Genomic DNA, 19243 nt, shown 5'->3' with positions numbered 1-19243 from the left:
CCAGGAAGCGGCGCGGGGGGAGGCTCGGAAGCCAGCGCCGGAAACCCGGAAAAAATTACCACATGCGACTGCAGGCGCGACGACGGGGATGGCCCGGCGTCAGCCCCGGCTCATGCCGCCCCATCGAAGCGGTACAGGTCCATGGCCAGGAAACCGGCGTCGATGCCGGCATCGACGCGACGTGCATCGAAGCCGCCCTCGCCCGCCGCGCCCATCGCGAAGAACAGCGGCAGCAGGTGCTCGTCGGTCGGGTGCGCGCGCTCGGCGAACGGGGCCTGCCGGCGATAGTCGAACAGTGCCTGGCGGTCATCAGCGGCCAGGCGCTGCTCCACCCACTCGATGAAGGGCCGCACGTACGGCGCTTCCTTGCCGTCCTGGTAGTCGCCCCAGTCGTGCAGGTTGTGGGTAATGCTGCCCGAGCCGACCAGCAGCACGCCCTGCTCGCGCAGCGGCGCCAGCGCGCGACCCAGCGCGAACTGATGCTCGGGGCCGAGCAGCGGCTGGATGGACACCGGCACCACCGGGATATCGGCCTGCGGGCGCAGCAGCCGCAGCGGCACCCACGCGCCGTGGTCGAGGCCGCGCTGCGGATCGAGGGCCACCGGCAGGCCGGCGGCGGCGATGCGGCCAGCCACGTCTTCGGCCAGCGCCGGATCACCCGGCGCCGGGTACTGCAGTTCGAACAGCGCGCGCGGGAAACCGCCGAAATCGTGGATGGTCGGCGGCTGCGGATGCGCGCCGACCAGCGGCTGCCGGCCCAGCCAGTGCGCCGAGGCCATCACGATGGCGCGCGGAGTCGGCAGATCGCGGGCCAGCTCGGCCAGGCGCACGCCGACCTGGCCCGGATGCAGGGCGGTCATCGGCGAACCATGCGAGATGTACAACGAAGGCAGGCGGGACATGGAATTCTCCAGTTGAAGGATCAGGCGGCGATCAGCGCGAACGCAGGGTCCACTTGCCATCGCCGACCAGGAACAGCACCACCAGCGCCAGCGCCCAGAAGGCCGGGTATTCCCAGCCACCGCCGGCGTTGGCGAAGCTGAAGCCATTGGCGCCGTGCACGGTGACGATGGTGCCCAGCAGCAGCGGCACACCGGCCAGGCCGATCCAGCGCGCGTAGATACCCAGCAGCAGCGCGGCGGTGATCGCCAGTTCGACGCCGATGGTGAGGTAGCCGAGCACGCCGGGCAGCCCCAGCGACTCGAAGAACGCTGCCGTACCGGCCGGGGTGAACACCAGCAGCTTGGTCAGCGCGTGGACCAGGAACAGCACGCCCAGGGCCAGGCGCAGCAGGGTGGCGCCATACGGCGCCAGCGGCGAAACAGGAGCAGTCGTGGTGTGCATGGGGAAGCACCTCGGAAGGAATGGGTACAGGTTATTGCGCCTTCACGAGCCGATAAATACGATCGCTTGACCGTGTTTATTTCAAAAGTCGCAACAATGGACACCCTCGAGGCGATGCGTGTGTTCGTGGCGGTGGTCGAGCGCAACGGCTTCAGCGCCGCCGCCCAGGCCTTGGACATGTCCACGGCCGGCGTTACCCGCCAGGTCGCCGCGCTGGAAAAACGCCTGTCCACCCGCCTGCTCCACCGCACCACGCGCCGGGTCAGCCCGACCAGTGCGGGCGCAGCCTACTACGCCCAGTGCGTGCGCCTGCTGGCCGAGTTCGACGCGCTGGAGGCCAGCACCGGCGCCCAGGCGCTGGAGCCCTCCGGCACCCTGCGCATCAACGCACCGGTCAGCTGGGGCATCGCCCGGATGGGACCATTGCTGGCCAGCTACCGGCAGCGCTTCCCGCAGGTGGAGCTGGATCTGGCGCTGTCCGACCGGCTGGTGGACATGGTCGAGGAAGGCTACGACGTGGCCATCCGCATCACCCGTGAGCCGAGCCCGGCACTGATCGCGCGCCGCCTGGGTGAATCGCGGGTGAGCCTGTGCGCCGCACCTTCCTACCTGGCCGCGCATGGCACGCCACAGACACCGCAGGAGCTTCAGGCGCACGCCTGCCTGAGCTACAGCTACTGGGCCGCCGGTGACCACTGGCCGCTGCAGGGGCCCGGCGGCGAAGTGAAGGTGGCGGTGAGCAGCCTGCTGCACGCCAACAACGGCGACGTGCTGCGCGAAGCGGCGATTGCCGGCATGGGGGTGATCCTGCAGCCGGATTTCCTTCTGCAGGATGCACTGGCCGATGGCCGCCTGGTGCGCCTCCTGCCTGACTGGGAGGCGGCGCCGATCGGCATCTTCGCCGTCTACACCAGCCGCAGCCACCTGGCACCGAAGGTGCGCAGTTTCATCGATCACCTGATCGAAACCGGGGTGTAAGGGTGCGTCCGCAGGGTATGGTCCAGCGCTACCGGCGCATGGATGCGCCGACGTTTCCTGCGGATATGGCCCGGTAGAGTCGACTGTCAGTCGACTCCCGCGCGTCGCGCGCGTTTTTCTGCCAAACGCCAAGAGCAGTGAACCAACAAGAGCAGTCGACTCTACACGTCGCCGACTCCTTCTCCGGAGCCCGGCCTAGGCCGCCACCTCGTCCAGCGCATCGATGATCCGCTCCAGCGGTGCCGGCCGCCCCAGCAGGTAGCCCTGCACCTGGTCACAGCCGTGCGCGGCCAGCCAGTCCAGTTGCCCCGGTGTCTCCACGCCCTCGGCGATGATGGTCAGCCCCATGCTGTGGCCCAGTGACAACAGCGCGCGGCAGATCGAGGCATTGCGCGGATTGGTTTCCACGTCCGCCACGAAGCTGCGATCGATCTTGAGGATGTCCAGCGGCAGGTGCTGCAGGTAGGACATGCTGGAATAGCCAGTGCCGAAATCATCCAGCGACACGCTGATGCCCTGCTCGTGCAGGCGCTGCATGGTCTGCATCGCCTGCGCCGGTTTGCGCATCAGGCTGCTCTCGGTCAGCTCCACATGCAGCGCGCCACGGGCCAACCCGAACTCCTGCTGGGCGCGGGTGAACTCGGCCACCAGATCGCTGTTGAAGAACTGCACCGCCGACACGTTCACCGCAATCGGCAGCTCGCCCCAGCCAGCCTCGACCAGCCGCCGCTGCGCCTTCGCTGCCGCGTGGATCACCCACCGGCCCAGCGCAAGAATCAGCCCGGTCTCCTCGCACAGCTGGATGAACTCGTTGGGCGGAATGAAGCTGCCGTCGGCCTGCGGCCAGCGCAGCAGCGCCTCCAGCGCCGCCGGACTGCCATCGCTGGCATGCCGGATCGGTTGGAAGTACAGCTGGAACTCGTTGTCGATGGCCGCATGGATGCGCCCGGCCAGGCGCAGCCGGTCGGCCAGCCGCGTGGTCACCGCCGCGTCGAACCACACCACGACGTTGCCCTCGGCGCGCGCCGCATGCGCCGCCTGCGCGGCCATGCCGATCACCTGCTCGGCGCTGTGGCCGTCACCGGCGATGTGCACTGCCACGCCGATGCGTGGCTCGAACTGGTGCAGTGAATCCTTGCCGCGCATTGGCGCCGACACGATCTGCAGCAGGTCGTCCAGCACGCGCTGGGTATCGTGCTCGGCACCGATGGCGAACACGAAGTCCTCCGCCGGCTGGAAGGCCAGCGTGCCGCAGCGTGCGCCCAACCCGCCCAAGCGGGTCGCCATCGACTGAAGCACCGCATCACCGATCTCGCGGCCCAGCGTATCGGCTACCAGCTGCAGGCCACGCAGCTGCACGAAGGCGATGGTGTAGCCCTGTTCCTGCTCATCCAGCTGTTCGGTCAACGCACGTACGTTGAGCAGGCCGGTGGCGGGGTTGTGCCGCGCCTGGTAGGCCAGGTCGCGCTCGTAGGCCAGCCTTTCGCTGACATCCTCGGCCAGCACCAGGCAGGCCGGCTGGCCATCGAAATCGAGCTTGGACAGGTGCGCGCGCACTTCGAACACGCTGCCGTCCTTGCGCCGGTGCAGGCGCACCGCCGCGTCCTGCAGCTCACCCACGCGGGCCCTGGCGATCGCTCCCTTCACCTCGTCCCAGCCTTCGCGTGGGCGGATGTCGAGGATGCTCATCGCCAGGAATTCCTCGCGGCTGTAGCCGTACTGGCGCACCGCCGCGTCATTGACCTCGATGAAGCGCAACGTGTCCGGGTCGAACACCCAGAACGGCGCCGGGTTGCGGTCGAACAGCAGGCGGAAGCGGCGCTCCACTTCGCTCATCTGCTCGCGCGCCTGGTAGCGCTCGCTCAGGTCGGTCAACGCGCCGATCATGCGTCGTTCACTGTCGGCCACCTCCACCCGCTGTCCGCGCGCACCCACCCAGCGCACGTCACCACCGGGCAGCACCAGGCGGAACACCTGGTCGAGCACCGCACCACCGGCGAAGGCCTGGTCAAAGGCCTGCTGCAGGCGTGCGGCATCATCGCGATGCACGCGGGCGAAGAAGTCGGCTACCGGCAGCGCATCGGTCTGCACACCGAAGATCTCGCGTGCCAGGGGGGACCAGCGCAGCAGCGCGGCATCCTCGTCCACGTACCAGGTGCAGACACGCCCGACCTGATGGGCCAGGCGCAGCTCGGCATGGCCGGCCTTCAGTTCTTCGGCCATCGATTGCTGGCGGCGGGTCGTGCGGCGCACCGCATACAGCAGCACGAGCAGCACCGCGATGTAGGCCAGCACAATCACCACCGACGCCTGCAGGTAAGGCCACCACGGCGCAAGGACGTCCTCGTCGGCCAGGCCGATCTGTACCGCCAGCGGGCTGCGGTCGAGCGTACTGATGGTCGTGATGCGCGGCACGCCATCGACCACGCCGGGCAGGCTGCCCAGCTCGACCACGGCCTGCGTGCCGAGCAGATCGCGCCGTGGCAGATCGTAGCGACGGCCTACCGTGCCATGCGGATCGGGCACGCGCGCCAGCATGTACCCCTCGGCATCACTGATCGAGACGAGCCCATTGGGGCCGACATCCAGGCCGCCCGCGATGCGCTGCAGTTCGCCGCAGCGCAGCCGTGCCAACAGCCAGCGCTCACCCACCATCGGCAACGCCAGCGGCACCACCCAGCCGCCGTCGCTGGCACGCTGCGGCGGCCCGATGTACAGCGCGCTGCCCTGCCCCCTGCGCAGCGGGTCGGTCCACAGCGGCAGCTGCAGGTCGCCGCGGCCGGCAGTCAGCGCGCGCCCGTGGCTGTCCAGCACCACGATGCTGTGCAGCTCAGCGTGGCGGCGCAGCACGCCACCGATGGCGGCATCCAGCAGTGCCGGCGCCTGTGCCGGCACGCTGCGGAACAGTTCGGCGGCATCGGCGGCAACGCCCGACATCGCCCGCTCCAGGTTGCGCAGCTCCATCGCCAGCAGCCGCTCACTGCCCACCGCCAGCGCCCGGCTCTGCCGTTGCGCGGCTTCCAGCCGGCGCTGATGGTCGTTGACCAGCATGGTGGCCAACCCGGCCACCAGCAACACGCCCAGCAGCACGCCGCCCCAGGTGATGGCGCGCAGCGGCCGGGCCAACGCCCGTTTCAGCGCGGGCATCGGTCGGTCTTCCTTGTGCAGTCGGCTGGCTTCATGCGCGAACGAATCCTCCACGTCCCCGACCTCAACGGCCGGCGGACGCCATTCTTGACGCCTGACCCCGTCCTGCATGGCCACCTCCCCGTGTCCGCGCAGGGCTCCAGCGCCCAGCATGCACCACCCCGGTGACGGCGTGAAGATCGCTTCGGCGCGTTCAGCCAGATCCTGCACAGGACAGGTGGCACAACGGAACGACCAGGCCGGCCGGCGCGGATTAGACTTGGGGTTTTCCGCTGCAAGAGAAGTCCATGTCCAAGCTGCGCCGTCCCACCCTGGCACTGGCCATCGTTGCCAGCCTGTCCCTGGCTGCCTGCGACCGTCCGGCCGATCAGGCCGCTGGCACCGCCAAGCCCGCCGAGGCGGCCCCCGCTGCGGCAAAGCCGATGCTGGGCAGCTTCGGTTTCGATGCCAGCGGCATGGACCGCAGCATCGCCGCCGGCGATGACTTCTTCGGCTTCGCCAACGGCACCTGGGTGAAGAACACCGAGATTCCGGCCGACCGTTCGCGCTTCGGCAGCTTCAACGTCATTGCCGAAAAGACCCTGGCCGACACCCGCGCCATCCTCGAAGGCGCTGCCGGCAACGCGCAGGCCAGCGGTGACGACAAGCTGATCGGCGACTACTACGCCGCTTACATGGACGAAGCCGGCATCGAGCAGCACGGCATCGCGCCGGTGCAGCCGCAGCTGAAGGCCATCGATGCGATCGCCGACAAGGCGGGCCTGGCCCGTGCGCTCGGCGGCGACGTGCGCGCCGACGTCGATCTGCTCAACGCGACCAACTTCTACACCGACCGCCTGTTCGGCCTGTGGGTGTCGGTGGACATGCTGCAGCCGGACCGCACCGCGCCCTACCTGGTGCAGGGTGGCCTGGGCATGCCCGACCGCGACTTCTACCTGGGCGATGGCCGCATGGCCGAGCTGCGCAAGCAGTACCAGGCCTATATCGCACAGATGCTGCAGCTGGCCGGCGTGGCCGACCCGGCCGGCAAGGCCCAGCGCATCCTGGCGCTGGAGACCAAGATCGCGCAGGCGCACGCCACCCAGGAAGAGACCAACGACGTGACCAAGGGTGCCAACCCATGGACCCAGGCCGACTTCACTGCCAAGGCACCGGGCATGGACTGGAACGCCTTCCTCGATGCGGCTGCGCTGGGCAACCAGCAGGACTTCATCGTGTGGCAGCCCAAGGCTGTGGCCGGCCTGTCCAAGCTGGTCGCCACCGAACCGTTGGACGTGTGGAAGGACTACCTGGCCTTCCACGCGCTGGACCGTGCCGCCGCCTACCTGCCGAAGAAGTTCGCCGATGCCCGCTTCGCCTTCCATGGCACCGCGCTGAGCGGCACGCCGCAGCAGAGCGACCGCTGGAAGCGCGCCGTGGATGATGCCAACCATGCGGTGGGTGAAGCCATCGGCAAGCGCTACGTCGAGAAGCACTTCGACGCGAAGACCAAGGAGCGCGCGGACGAGATGGCGAAGAACATCATCGCCGCCTTCGCCAAGCGCATCGATGCACTGTCGTGGATGTCGCCGCAGACCAAGGCGCATGCCAAGGCCAAGGTCGCCGGCCTGACCGTGGGCATGGGCTACCCGGAGAAGTGGCGCGACTACACCGGCCTGGAGATCCGCCGCGATGACGCGCTGGGCAATGCACAGCGCGCCGAACTGTTCGAATACCAGCGCAGCATCGCCAAGCTGGGCAAGCCGGTCGACCACAGCGAGTGGGCGATGCTGCCGCAGACCATCAATGCGATGAACGTGCCACTGGAAAACCGCCTGGTGTTCCCGGCCGCGATCCTGCAGCCGCCGTTCTTCGACGGTGCCGCCGACGACGCGGTGAACTACGGTGCGATCGGCGCGGTGATCGGCCACGAGATCAGCCACGGCTTCGACAACGCCGGTGCACTGTTCGATGAAACCGGCAAGCTGCACAACTGGTGGACCGCCGAGGACCTGAAGCAGTTCAACGCCGCCGGTGATGCGCTGGCCGCGCAGTTCAGCAGCTACGAACCGTTCCCGGGCGTGCATGTGAACGGCAAGCTGACCCTGGGCGAGAACATCGCCGACGTGGCCGGCCTGGGTACCGCCTACGACGCCTACCAGCTGTCGCTGCAGGGCAAGCCGGGCCAGACCCTGGAAGGTTTCACCCCGGACCAGCGCTTCTTCCTCGGCTTCGCCCAGGCCTGGCGCAGCAAGAGCCGCGAGCAGGCGCTGCGCAACTCGCTGCTGACCGATGTGCATGCACCGGGCCAGTTCCGCGCGCTGACCGTGCGCAACATCGACGCCTGGTACCCGGCGTTCGAGGTGAAGGAAGGCCAGAAGCTGTACCTGGCCCCGGACAAGCGGGTCAAGGTGTGGTGATGTAACCGGAACGGGCGCCGCAAGGCGCCCGTTTCATTTCAGGTGGCGGCCAACCTTGGTCGGCACATGCACCGCTCTGGTGGGTGCCGACCTTGGTCGGCACAGGCTGGGAATCCACGCACGGCGCGGATGAAGCTCTATCGCGCAACCCGTACCAACCACGGTTGGCACCTACCTTGCAACGGCGGGCCACGCCCGCAGGATCTCCACCGGCACGCCCATGCGCGCGCAGGCGCGGCTGGCCAGGCCATCGGGCAATGCGCGACGGAACAGCGGCGCCATGCCCTGCATCAGCTTCGCCGACGCTGCCGCCTGCGCACGCTGGCGGCCAGTGCGTTCCAGCATGCCCTCGGCCCAGTCCGGCAGCAGCGCCGCACCGGCGCCAAGGAACACCTCGCGCGAGAGCCCCGGCACCGGTACCGGCAGGCGGACGCCGGACAGCACCTCCAGCACGTCGCGTGAGCGCTCGTCCACGCGCAGTTCCGGCTGCCGTGCACAGAAATACGCCGCCACCTCGGCTTCACTGCGCGGCACATCCACCGCGCCCAGCGCCTCGGCCACCCGGCGGTACTCGTCGTAGTAGCGATCGGCGATGTACGCCGGCACCTCGCGCCCGTAGCGGCGGAAGCCCTGCAGGAAACCAAACGCTTCGGTCACATGCACCCAGGTCAGCAGTTGCGGATCATCGGCGGCGTAGGGCTCGCCCTGCGCGGTCTGGCCGCGGATCTGCGCATGGATGCGACGCACCTTGGCCACCAGCGCTTCCACCTCGCCGCTGGGCGCATAGCTGGTGCCGGCGACGAAGGCGGTGGTGCGGCGCAGGCGACCCACCAGGTCCTGGCGGAAGTTGGAGTGGTCGTAGACCCCGGCCAGCGCACGCGGGTGCAGGGTCTGCAGCATCAGCGCGCACAGCCCGCCGGCCAGCATCGAGGGGAATTCGGCATGCAGCCGCCAGGTGACGCTGTCGGGGCCGAACCAGCCCGGATCACCCACCGGCTGGTCGTAATCGATGCCGCTCTGGCCACGCGGGAAGGCCTCCAGCACCCAGCGCCGGATCGGCGCGGTGACGGGGCGGGAAAGTCGCTGCAGCAGAGCGGGCATCACAGGTCCAGGAAAGGCGGAAGTACGGCCGCGCGTTGCGCGGTCGCCCCCGATTCTGGGCGATCACGACGCCGGCGGCGAGTCTCCGCGCTCAGCGCCCGTTTCATGTGCGGCCGCAGCACATTTCACCCTGCGACATCCTGTCGCAGGCTGCAACCGCGATGCTGCGCTGCAGCAACATTCACCCATTCAGACAAAAGCCTTACCCCGCTTGGCATTGCGCCCATTGCACGGCTCGCTGGAAGTGCTAGAACTGGACCCGCCACACCGTCCAATGCTGATCGACGCACGTTCCACAAGGAGCCAGCCATGATTGCTTTGTTCAAGGGTTTGGGACTACTGCTTCGCGACAACGAGCTCTACAGCAGCCCGTTCGACAAACAGGTCGCGCACTGGCGCAACCTCAGCGAGCAGCAGATCCGCGATGAAGTGGCCGTGCTGGCCCAGGCCAAGTGCCAGTGGCTGATCGCCTCGATCGTCGGCTGGCAGGCGGCCTCACTGTTGATCCTCGGCCTGATCACCAACTACCTGTGGCGCGACGACTACCACATCACCTTCACCCGCGTGGTCGTGGTGTTCGGTTCGTGGATCTCCATCCTGTTCGTGATCTGGTTCATGGCCAACATGTTCGACCGAACCGCCGGTTTCGAGCGCTGGATGAAGGCCTTCAACAGCCGCGCGCGCATCAGTTCCAAGGCCGACAGCGTCGAACACGTAGCCGAGGCGCTGGACCTGGCCGAGCACTACCCGGAAGTGCTGGACTACAAGCAGGCGGTCACCGCCAAGCGCGAACTGCGCCACGAGGACATCCGCATCATGACTGAGATCGGGCGCATGAAGCAGCACTCCGAGCTGGTCGGCCGCCTCAACCATGTCGGCGAGAACGAACACCACCACGACCTGACGCTGCAACCTGCCTACTGACCCTTCGGGAAAGCGGGGGGACCCAGACTGCCACCGTGATCACTCACGGTGGCAGTGTTCTATCGGGTCCTGGCTGACACACTGGCGGAAGCCGCTGGGCAGGTCACGCATCGCCTCGGTCGTCCCCACCGCCACGGCGAACCGGCGCAACGGTGGCGTCGCACACGCGGCGTCGGTACTGCACGCCGGGTCCAGCACCAGATAGTGGCATTGGCCACTACTGCTGGCGATGCACTGGAACCGTGCCTCGCCGTCGACCACGCTGCCCTTGCTGTACAGCGTGTCCATGCCGTTGGCACGGGTGCGGGTGATCGAGGTAGTGCTGGATTTGTCGCAGCCGGCCAGCGGCAACGCCGCGATGCAGGCAAGCAGGAACAGGCGCATGGTGCCTCCGGGTTGCGGCTACATGCCGCGGAACAGGCTCATGAACGGTTGGCTGACCACCAGCGTCTCCGTGCGTCCACGCAGCCGCAGCACACCGCGGCCGGTATCGTCGCGGCTCACCGCCGCCACCGATTTCATGTTGACGATGGTCGAGCGGTGGATCTGGCGGAAGTGCTGCGGATCGAGCACGTCCAGCAACTCACGCAACGGCGTGCGCAGCAGGCTCTCACCCGCGGCCGTCACCACGGTGGTGTACTTGTTGTCGGCGCGGAAGTAGGCCACGTCCTCCAGCATGATCAGCTGCGTCTCGCGGCCGTTGCTGGCGGTGATCCAGGCCAGCGGTGGGCGCTCCGCGGCCCCCGGCGATGGGCCCAGCCGCTGCAACAGGCGCTCAAGCACGGCATCGTCCTGGCGCGTTGAAGGCAACCGCGAGAGGATGCGCTCACGCGTGGCCAGCAGGCGCTCGTCGCTGACCGGCTTCAGCAGGTAATCCATCGCGCCCTGCTCGAACGCATCGATGGCGTACTGGTCGTAGGCGGTCACGAACACCACTTGAGTGCGTGGGCTCAACTCGGACAGCGAGCGTGCGACTTCAATGCCGCTGATACCTGGCATGCGGATATCCAGGAAGGCAATATCCGGCTGCTTCTCGGCCAGCTGCTCCAGCGCGCTGGCGCCGTCCTCGCACTCGGCCACCAGCTTCAGCTCCGGCCACAACCGGCGCAGCTGCTCCACCAGTGACTGCCGCAGCAGTTCCTCGTCTTCGGCAATGAGGGCTTCAAGCGGCATGGCTGCGCTCCTTGTTCGACTGCGGCAGGGTCATGGTCGCGGCCACGCCGCTGGGGAAGTTGGCAACGATCGCCACGCCGGCCTGCTCGCCACAGGTCAGGCGCAAACGTTCGCGCAGGTTCTTCAGGCCGATACCGGTACCGCTGGTGCCCTGGCCGAAGCCGAGGCCGTCGTCGGCCACGGTCACCGTCACATGGTCATCGAAGCCGCGCGCCAGGATCCAGATCGTGCCGCCGCCGGGCTTGGGTTCCAGGCCGTGCTTGATCGCGTTCTCCACCAGCGTCTGCAGCGCCATCGCCGGCAGGTGCACGCCCTGCAGTTCGTTGGGCACCTGCACCTCCACCGCCAGCCGCGCACCCATGCGGATACGCAGGATCTCCAGGTAGGCGCGCGTGCGTTCCAGCTCCACGCCCAGCGTCGACACCGACTCATCCACCTGCGGCAGCGAGCTGCGCAGGTACTGGATCAGGTGGCCAAGCATCTGTTCGGCGCGCGCTGGATCGGTGCGGGTCAACACCTGCGCGTTGGCCAGCGTGTTGTAGAGGAAGTGCGGTTCCACCTGCGCATGCAGCAGGTTCAAGCGCGCGACCGACAGTTCCTTCTCCACCTGGGTCTGTTCGGCCGCGGCCTGTTCGTCGCGGCGCTGGTCGGCCACGCGGCGGCTGATCGCGCGGGTCACCGCTTCGGCGTTCTCGAAGTTGCTGCCCTCGTCCAGCGCGAGCAGATCGGCCCACCAGCCAGCGTCTGGTTCGAACAACAGCGTGACAGTGCTGGTGCCCTGCCCCGGCGTGACCGTGGCCAGCACGCTGTTGCGCTTGATCGCCAGCCGCGCCGGCAGGTTCCAGCGCGAGGGCTGGCGGCCATTCCAGAGATCGACCCGGCGCACGTAGGCGCGCACCTGCAGGCTGCCGGCCGAGCTTTCCACATCCTCCACGCGCGGAAGTTCGGCAATTGCCGCTTCCACCACGGCGTAGGCCTGGCCGGCGTCCATCGGCAGTTCCACCTGGCGGCGCTGGCGCCCTGACAGCGTGGTCGAATCCAGCCGGCCAGCCACCAGCCAGACCCGGCGTATATGGGTGATCGCGCTGCCCAGCGCGGAGATCATCAGGAACATCGCCAGCAGGCCGAACACCCAGCCGGGGCCATCGTTCATGCCGCTGAAGATGCCGCTCCAGACCATGCCGGCAACAACAAGCGCGGCGGCCCAGGCCAGCAGGTGGCGGATCAGGAGAGAGAGGCTGGCGAACACGACGGCGCCTTGGAGGAAGGGGGTGAGCCGAGCATAGGGCGGTCCGCCGGGCAAACAAGCGGGTTGCGACGAAGGGCCGGAAAGCGGGGATGGAAGCCTTCAGTGCAACGCCGGGCATGGCCCGGCGCTACCGGAGGGTGGCGAGGCAGCGCCCCGCAATCCCTCATCTGCGCTGGTCGGCGCTGGCGTCACGCACGGCGCGGAACGACTCGTCCTTGCTCCAGTTCGGCCAGCTGCGCGAGTTGGCCAGCTGGTTGCCCAGCGTGTACAGCACCTCCAGGTCGCGGGCGGCACCGGCGAACACCCAGTCCGGCTGCCATTCGTCGCCCTGCTGGTGGTAACGCTTGGCGGTGTAGTCCTCGGAGGCCTTCTTGCCTGCGGCCACGCCGCCGTCCACCCAGTCCTGGCCGGCCGACCAGGACAGCGCCGGCACGCCACGCTTGGCGAACGGGAAGTGATCGGAGCGGAAGAACAGGCCTGCTTCCGGCTTCGGGTCCGGGGTATAGCGGATGTCCCAGCCCTTGGCCACGTCCTTCAGCTGGTCCAGCAGCTCGAAGCGCGCGGCACCGTAGATGCCGAAATCACGCGACGGGCCGAACGGCGCCATGCCGTCCATGTTGATCACCGCCACGGTCTTTTCCAGCGGGTACAGCGGATGGGTGGCGTAGTACTCCGAACCCAGCAGGCCCTTTTCCTCGGCGGTGACCGCCAGGAACAGCACCGAACGCTCGGGGCGCTTGGCCTTGGCGAAGCCGCGGGCAAGCTCGATCAGCGAAGCGGTACCGCTGGCATTGTCCAGTGCGCCGTTGAAGATGCGGTCGCCGCGCGCGTCCGGCTCACCCATGCCGATGTGGTCCCAGTGCGCGCTGTAGATGAGGGTCTCGTCCGGATGGCGGCTGCCTTCCAGGCGCGCGGCCACGTTGTGCGAGGTGATGACTTCGGTCTTCACCGCATACTTCGCGTCCAGGCTGGCGCCGGTCAGCGGCACCGGGGTGAAGTCGCGCTGCTGCGCCTTCTTCTTCAGCGCTTCGAAGTCCTGGCCGGCCGAGCGGAACAGCTCCACCGCCAGGTCACGCTGGATCCAGCCTTCCAGCAGCGGGTGGCTCTCGGACGGGTTGTCGCGCACCACGTCGAACATGGTGTTGGTGTTGGAGCCGGCCACCGTGGCCCAGCCATAGGAGGCCGGTGCAGTCTCGTGCACGATCAGCACGCCCAGCGCGCCCTGGCGTGCGCCTTCCTCGTACTTGTAGGTCCAACGGCCGTAGTAGGTCATGCCCTTGCCGTCGAAATCGCCCTGGCCGGTTTCGAAGTCCGGGTCGTTGATCAGCACGACGGCGATCTTGCCCTTCAGGTCCACCCCCTTGAAGTCGTCCCAGTTGCGCTCCGGCGCCTTCACACCGTAGCCGAGGAACACCAGCGGCGCCTTGCTGATGTCGACGTTGCTGGCGCCGTTCATGGCGGCACGCACGGCAATCTGCTTGCCCTGCTCCAGCGGCAGGGTCTTGCCGCCCTGGTGCAGCGCCAGCTGCGGTGCGCCGACGATGTCGCCCTTGCGCAGGGGCACGGCCTGGGTCCACAGGCGCTTGCCGTCCTTGAGGTCACCGCCGGGCTGCAGGCCGGCCTCGGCGAACTGCTTGCTGAGGTAGGCGATGGTCTTCTCTTCGCCCGCGGTGGCCGGGGAGCGGCCTTCGTAGGCGTCGGAGGCCAGTTCCTTGACGTCGGCGGAGATCCGCGCGCCGTCGAATTTCGGGGTGGCCGCCATCAGTGCGCTCGACACTGACAGGGCCAGCAGGCCCAGTGCTACTCGCTTCATTGCTCTCTCCAGCAGGGAAATCCTTCTGGAGTTTAATGGGATTCGGCAGGGCTGCGCCCTGCACCTGCCGAAGCCAGGGCAACAGCAACAGCCGGAGCAACAGCAACAGTAGAAGCAGGCATTCGGTGGGATGGCGGGGTGGGTCCGGTTGCGGGGGACGCCGTGAACCCTTCCTTGGGGGCTTGGCCGCGGCATCCATGCCGCGGACACCCCCGCAACCGGACCCTCCCCGCCTTCGACAGGTTCCCGCTGCTGTTGGTGGGTGTCGACCATGGTCGACACGAACGGAAACAAGAAGGGGCCAGATCCCTTTCCCGGCGGGAAAGGGCTCTGACCCCATCTGTGTCTTGCTTGGGCGTGTTACCAGTTCGGGTCTTCGGCCGGGGCCGCGGCGGGCTTGGGCTTCGGCTTGGCCGCCGGGCGCGCGGCGGCGGCCGGTGCTGCCGAGGCTGTTGCGCCAGCAGCGGCGGCAGCCGGCTTGCTGCCCAGCTTCTGGCGCAGTTCGATCTGGCCCGGGCGGAAGCCGCCACGCATCGCGTCGACGCCGTCTTCGATGGTGCCGTAGGAGGTCTGTGCGGCCACGCGGTCGATGCGGATGGTGCAGCACGGGTGTTCGCTGCGGCCCAGCGAGCGGCCGGTCTGCGGGTCCTTCAGTTCTTCGCCCAGGCGCACGGCCTGCCAGCGCTGGCCAGCCTGCAGCGTTTCGCCGCCCTGGCTCAGTACCACCTGGTCGCCGTCCACCGAGACGACCGACACCGGGAACAGCGTGGTGACGATGGTGGTGCCGATCTGGCCGGACAGCGATTCCATCATCGCCGCCGCCATGTTGCGGCCGTTGACCACGCGCGGCAGCGTGCTGGGGCCGGTCGAGGCCAGCTGGTGGTCGAAGCTGTCGGACATCACCACCTGGCCGGTGGTGGCGTTGATCAGGCGCAGGGTGATGCGGCCACCACCGGAGTACGAGGTCACCTGGCGGTCGGACATGCGCAGGTTGCGCACGCTGCGCGGGTACTCGAAGCGTTCGATGGTCGGGATCAGGATCAGATCGGTCGCCAGCTGCTGGCCCACGCGTGCGGTGTCCTGCAGGCGCACGTTGCCGCTGTTGATGTGGTCGATCTCGGCCTGCAGTTCGTCACCGAACTCACGGTCCAGCACGATGAAGCGCTGGGTCTGGGTCAGGGTGTCGGACAGGCGGGCACGGATCGCGTCGGCCACTTCATCGGCATCCACGCGGCCATCGCCCACGGCGTAGCTGCCTGCCTTGGTACGCGGCAGGGCCACCACGATCTTCGGCTTGCCCTGCTCGTCCGGTGCGCGGTACTGGGCGATCTGCGCGCGCACGCGCACCTTCCAGTAGCTGCGCATGCTGCGATGGGTCACGTCGGAATCGAACGAGCTGGCGCCACGCTTGGCATCAACACTCACCTTCTCGTCGTAGCGTTCACTGACGCTGGCCGAGGCCGAACCGCTCTTGGCCGAGGCTTCGCCGGACGCGCTGGCCGACGCCGAGCCCTTGAAGCTCCAGCCTTCGTCACTGGCGCGCACGCGGGCGATGGTTTCCTCGTCCAGCTGCCGCACTTCGTCCTGCGACAGGATTTCATAGCCCAGCACCGCGCCCTGCGAGCCGGCGATCATCTGCTGGGTGAACGCGTCGGCGCGGATATCGCCGACGTGTTCGCCATCCACATCCACATGCAGGCCTGCACGCAGGCTCTGCATCTGGCTGGCCACGCGTACACCGTTGACCTGCGCCACGGCCGACTGCAATGCCGCCAGCACCGCCAGTTCCGGGGTGCTGCCGATGCCGTCGGCTTCACGCGCGACCTGGGTGGTGCCACCGAAATCCGGCGTGCCACGCAGCGGCGCGTCTTCCACCGGCGCATTGCTGGCCAGTGCACTGGTTGCCTTGTCCTTGGCGGGCGCGGCGGCCGGGGCGTCCTGCTTGCCACAGGCTGCAAGCAGCGTGGCAGCAAGACCCAGGCCGATCAAACGGGTTGTCGTGCGCATGGAGATTCGCCTCGGATCAGAGCTTGTCGAGCATCGAATCGGCGTTGGACGGCACCTTCACCTTGCTCTTCCTGGCGAAGGTCACGGCCGACTTGGTCGAGCCGTACAGGCTCTGGATGAAGCCCGGCGATTCCTTGGCCACCCATGCACCTGCGGCCAGCTTGCGGCCGACGGTGGCCAGCTGGGTCGCACCCAGGTTCTTCATGCCGGCGGTGAAGTTGCTGGCCTCGCCGCCCAGCTTCTGTGCTTCGGCCGCCGAGGCCAGCAGCGAGACCAGGCCTTCGGCATAGTGCTGCTTGGATTCAGCGTTCAGTTCCGGCTGCGCGGCCTGGCGCTCGTTGATCGCCGCCTGCGCAGCTTCGCTGACCGACACCGACTTCTTCATCGCATCGACGCTGACCGAACCCGACGACAGCGCCTGGCGCTCGGCTTCCAGCAGCTGCACCTGCTCGGCCAGGCCGAAGGCGCGGGCGAACGAGGTCTGGGCCTGCAGCGAGTGCGACTGCGAGGTAACGAAGCGACGCACCAGCGCTTCCTGCGCGGCTTCGTCCGGAGCGGCGGCGCTGGAGGTGCTGCTGGAGGTGCTGCTGGAGGTACCGGTGGCGGCACCGGCCAGGTCCTTGAGCTTGCCCAGGCCAGCATGGGCCGGCATCGACAGGGTGGCGGCAGCGATGGCCACGGCAAGAGCGGTAGTGCGGATCATGTGAGTGTCCTTTGGGAGAGACGGCCGCGATGCGGCACGTGGGAAATCGATAACCCCAGGGCGATGCCGAGCGAGCTCGGCCCCCCGGAGTGGGGGATCAGCGAACCGCCTTGACGTTCAGTTCGTTGATCATCTGCTGGGCGGCCTTTTCAGCCGCCAGCTGCAGGGCATTGGTACGGGCCACGGTTTCATTGGGGCCGGTGCCTGAGAACTGCACCGGGCCCACCGACGACACGGTGCGCGGGAAGCGACCGGTCACGTCCAGCACCTTGCCGGTAACGGTGACGAACACGCGGGTGTTGCCGCTGGCCGGATCGCGGTCGCGCATGCCAACGTCGAGGGTGCCGACGGCGATGTACGGAATGTTGGCCGCACGGATGCCGTTGGCGGTGTCACGCAGGGTGGCGGCAGACAGATCGTTGCCGGTGCTGAAATCCTTGCGGATGCGCTCGATGCTCAGCAGGCCACGCGATTCACCTTCCACGTATTCGGCTTCAACCACTTCGTAGCCGGCGGCGCTGAAGGCACCGGTCATCGCCGTGTTGACCTCGGCGGCATTGGCCACCTTCCAGCTGATGTTGTCGCTGCGCTGGGTGGTGCTGCCGCCGCTGGTGACCGACATCGACGCGTTCTGGTTGATGCTGCCGTTGGTGCTGACCGAGTTGCCGCGGAAGCTGTCGCCCTCGCGGGTGTTCTCGTTGTAGCTGGAGCTGACGTCGGTGCGGCGGTACTCCTTGTCCTGGAACGACTGCACGGTGTCCTGCGAGCGCGCCATGAACAGGAAGGTCAGCAGCGAGCGCTGCGCGGCGGTGGCACCGGCCACGGCCGAACCGGCATCCAGCTTGGTCTGCAGCAGGGTGGTGTTGATCTCGGCGCGGACGGTGACGCTGTAGGTCTTGGCCTTCTTGTCTTCGGTGTCCGACAGCTGCACGGCGCTGAGCACGTAGCGGTCGATCTCGCCGATGAACTCGGCGCGGCGGGCTTCGAACAGGCGCAGCTTGGCCGCACCGCTTTCGGCGATGTACGCCTCCAGTGCATTGACCTTGGCCTTGTTCAGGGCCTGGGCACGGGTATCGGCGCTCAGGCGCAGGCTGTAGCTGGCCGAACCGGTACCGCGCGAGCTGGCGGTCTGCGCCGCGACCGGCGAGGCCACCGCCAGGGCGATGAGGAACAGCAGAAGGGTACGCATCAACGACATGACTTGATCAACTCCTGGAGGGCTTGGGTCTGCTGCTGCAACGGGCGGCCGCCCGGCTTCTGCTCATCCAGCCAGGCGCGCGAATCGGCACGCTTGGCGGCGGCGCCGGCGAAGGCATCGAAGCCCGCCAGCAGGGTTTCGTAGCTGGCCGACCACTGGTCGACCTGCCACTGCGTCACCGGCACCACCTTGGTGGCTCCCTTGCGCAGCGGCTGTTCGAAATAGACCTTGCCGGAGAACGGCTCGGTCACCTTCGCGGTGAAGAACGCGCCGAACAGCATCGTCTTCATCGCCGCGGTTTCTTCAATCACGCCGTTCTTCAGCGCATCGACCTGTACGCTGATGACGTAGTCCGGCTCGGGGATCTTCAGCTGGTAAACCTTGCCGTCGGCAAAGCGCGCGGCCATCGCACCGCCGATCGCCTGGCCCGAGGCCGGCGGCAGCAGGCCCACACCGGTATTGGACGACAGCGTCTTGGACAGCTCATGCGCCAGGGTGGCGCGCAGCGGTGCTTCCCACTTCGGGTCGGGCAGCTTGCTGCGCGCCGCATCGGACAGCGTCACGCCGCCCACCTGCAGGCGACGCACCGCGGCATCGGGCAGCCTGGCCTGGGCGAGGCTGGTCGCGAGCACCTGCGACAAGCTGGTGGCAGCGTTGCCGTACAGCAGATCGGCGACGATCGCGTCGATATCGTCGTTGTCCGGACGGTAATCCTGCACGTCGATGCGCTGCAGGGTCAGCGGATAGGACGCGATCACCTGGCGCTCGCGGAAATCGAAGAACAGCGCCTGCAGGGCCACTTCCACCAGTACCTTGTACTGGTGGCCGATCGGCTCGACCGAGACCAGCTCGCGGTCCAGCGCGGCGGCCAGCACAGTCGCGCTGGTGGTGCCGTCGAGCATCGCCACCGGCTGGTCGATCAGTTCCAGGTTCGCCGGCGGCCGGCGCTTGAGCGCCTGTGCCAAGGTCTGGTTCAGCGGGATCAGGCCGCGCTTTTCCAGCACCGCGTGCGCATGCGGCGTGGTCGCCTGCACGGCAGCGGCATCCGCGGTATAGGCAAAGCCGGCCCAGTAGGCCTGCTGCGATTTGTCTGCGGCCTGCGCAGCCATCGGCCATACGGCCAGGCACAGGGCATAGGCAAGCAGGCGCGCAAAAGCGCGCGATGCGCTCTTCGTCCTTGAATACATCCAACCGCTCCTCGGTCAAT

The 19243-nt window shown here is 67.8% G+C and carries 15 protein-coding genes; 3 read left to right on the top strand and 12 right to left on the bottom strand.

From position 1 onward, the window contains the following. Window positions 1–110 precede the first annotated feature (110 nt). Entirely contained in the window at window positions 111–902 is a 792-nt protein-coding gene (locus QP512_RS02280) for a class III extradiol ring-cleavage dioxygenase (protein ID WP_286070814.1), read from the bottom strand. Between the two features lie 31 nt (window positions 903–933). Beyond that, window positions 934–1344 carry a DoxX family protein gene (locus QP512_RS02275; RefSeq protein WP_286070813.1) on the bottom strand — a complete coding sequence of 137 codons (411 nt, stop codon included), beginning with the start codon at window positions 1342–1344 and terminating at the stop codon, window positions 934–936. Window positions 1345–1440: 96 nt separating this feature from the next. On the opposite strand from QP512_RS02275, the gene QP512_RS02270 reads away from it, so the two are divergent. Then, window positions 1441–2322 (top strand): LysR family transcriptional regulator, encoded by an 882-nt coding sequence (locus tag QP512_RS02270; protein WP_286070812.1) that lies wholly within the window; start codon window positions 1441–1443, stop codon window positions 2320–2322. Window positions 2323–2517: 195 nt separating this feature from the next. Here the strand turns inward: QP512_RS02270 and QP512_RS02265 are convergent, their stop codons facing one another. Continuing rightward, a complete protein-coding gene (locus QP512_RS02265; protein WP_286070811.1) occupies window positions 2518–5580 on the bottom strand; it encodes an EAL domain-containing protein in 3063 nt (1020 codons plus the stop codon). Window positions 5581–5756: 176 nt separating this feature from the next. Here QP512_RS02265 and QP512_RS02260 point away from each other — a divergent pair, with 176 nt between their 5' ends. Continuing rightward, window positions 5757–7868, top strand: a complete 2112-nt coding sequence (locus QP512_RS02260; protein WP_286070810.1) for a M13 family metallopeptidase — start codon at window positions 5757–5759, stop codon at window positions 7866–7868. A 171-nt stretch (window positions 7869–8039) separates the two neighbouring features. Here QP512_RS02260 and QP512_RS02255 read toward each other — a convergent pair whose 3' ends face one another. Next, window positions 8040–8969 carry an oxygenase MpaB family protein gene (locus QP512_RS02255; protein ID WP_286070809.1) on the bottom strand — a complete coding sequence of 310 codons (930 nt, stop codon included), beginning with the start codon at window positions 8967–8969 and terminating at the stop codon, window positions 8040–8042. A gap of 309 nt (window positions 8970–9278) precedes the next feature. Between QP512_RS02255 and QP512_RS02250 the strand changes: the two genes are divergently transcribed. After that, window positions 9279–9893 (top strand): hypothetical protein, encoded by a 615-nt coding sequence (locus tag QP512_RS02250; RefSeq protein WP_106549748.1) that lies wholly within the window; start codon window positions 9279–9281, stop codon window positions 9891–9893. Window positions 9894–9932: 39 nt separating this feature from the next. Here QP512_RS02250 and QP512_RS02245 read toward each other — a convergent pair whose 3' ends face one another. The 8 genes from QP512_RS02245 to QP512_RS02210 all read right to left on the bottom strand — a co-directional run bounded on the left by QP512_RS02245 (window position 9933) and on the right by QP512_RS02210 (window position 19223). After that, window positions 9933–10277, bottom strand: a complete 345-nt coding sequence (locus tag QP512_RS02245; protein ID WP_286070808.1) for a hypothetical protein — start codon at window positions 10275–10277, stop codon at window positions 9933–9935. Between the two features lie 18 nt (window positions 10278–10295). Then, the gene (locus QP512_RS02240; protein WP_286070807.1) at window positions 10296–11066 is read right to left on the bottom strand and encodes a LytTR family DNA-binding domain-containing protein; all 771 of its coding nucleotides are present in this window, start codon (window positions 11064–11066) and stop codon (window positions 10296–10298) included. Continuing rightward, complete coding sequence (locus QP512_RS02235; RefSeq protein ID WP_286070806.1) at window positions 11056–12315, bottom strand: histidine kinase; 1260 nt, start codon at window positions 12313–12315, stop codon at window positions 11056–11058. Before QP512_RS02235 ends, QP512_RS02240 begins: the two co-directional genes overlap by 11 nt. A gap of 163 nt (window positions 12316–12478) precedes the next feature. Beyond that, entirely contained in the window at window positions 12479–14128 is a 1650-nt protein-coding gene (locus tag QP512_RS02230; protein WP_286070805.1) for a M28 family metallopeptidase, read from the bottom strand. Between the two features lie 360 nt (window positions 14129–14488). Then, window positions 14489–16135, bottom strand: a complete 1647-nt coding sequence (locus QP512_RS02225; RefSeq protein WP_286070804.1) for a CsgG/HfaB family protein — start codon at window positions 16133–16135, stop codon at window positions 14489–14491. Window positions 16136–16151: 16 nt separating this feature from the next. Beyond that, window positions 16152–16838 carry a hypothetical protein gene (locus QP512_RS02220; protein WP_286070803.1) on the bottom strand — a complete coding sequence of 229 codons (687 nt, stop codon included), beginning with the start codon at window positions 16836–16838 and terminating at the stop codon, window positions 16152–16154. 97 nt (window positions 16839–16935) lie between these two features. Next, entirely contained in the window at window positions 16936–18036 is a 1101-nt protein-coding gene (locus QP512_RS02215) for a hypothetical protein (protein WP_286070802.1), read from the bottom strand. After that, window positions 18027–19223 (bottom strand): hypothetical protein, encoded by a 1197-nt coding sequence (locus QP512_RS02210; protein ID WP_286070801.1) that lies wholly within the window; start codon window positions 19221–19223, stop codon window positions 18027–18029. Before QP512_RS02210 ends, QP512_RS02215 begins: the two co-directional genes overlap by 10 nt. Window positions 19224–19243: the final 20 nt, after the last annotated feature.

The organism is Stenotrophomonas sp. 57 (genome assembly GCF_030291075.1).
GTDB lineage: Bacteria > Pseudomonadota > Gammaproteobacteria > Xanthomonadales > Xanthomonadaceae > Stenotrophomonas.
This window is presented reverse-complemented; position numbering and strand designations above follow the sequence as displayed.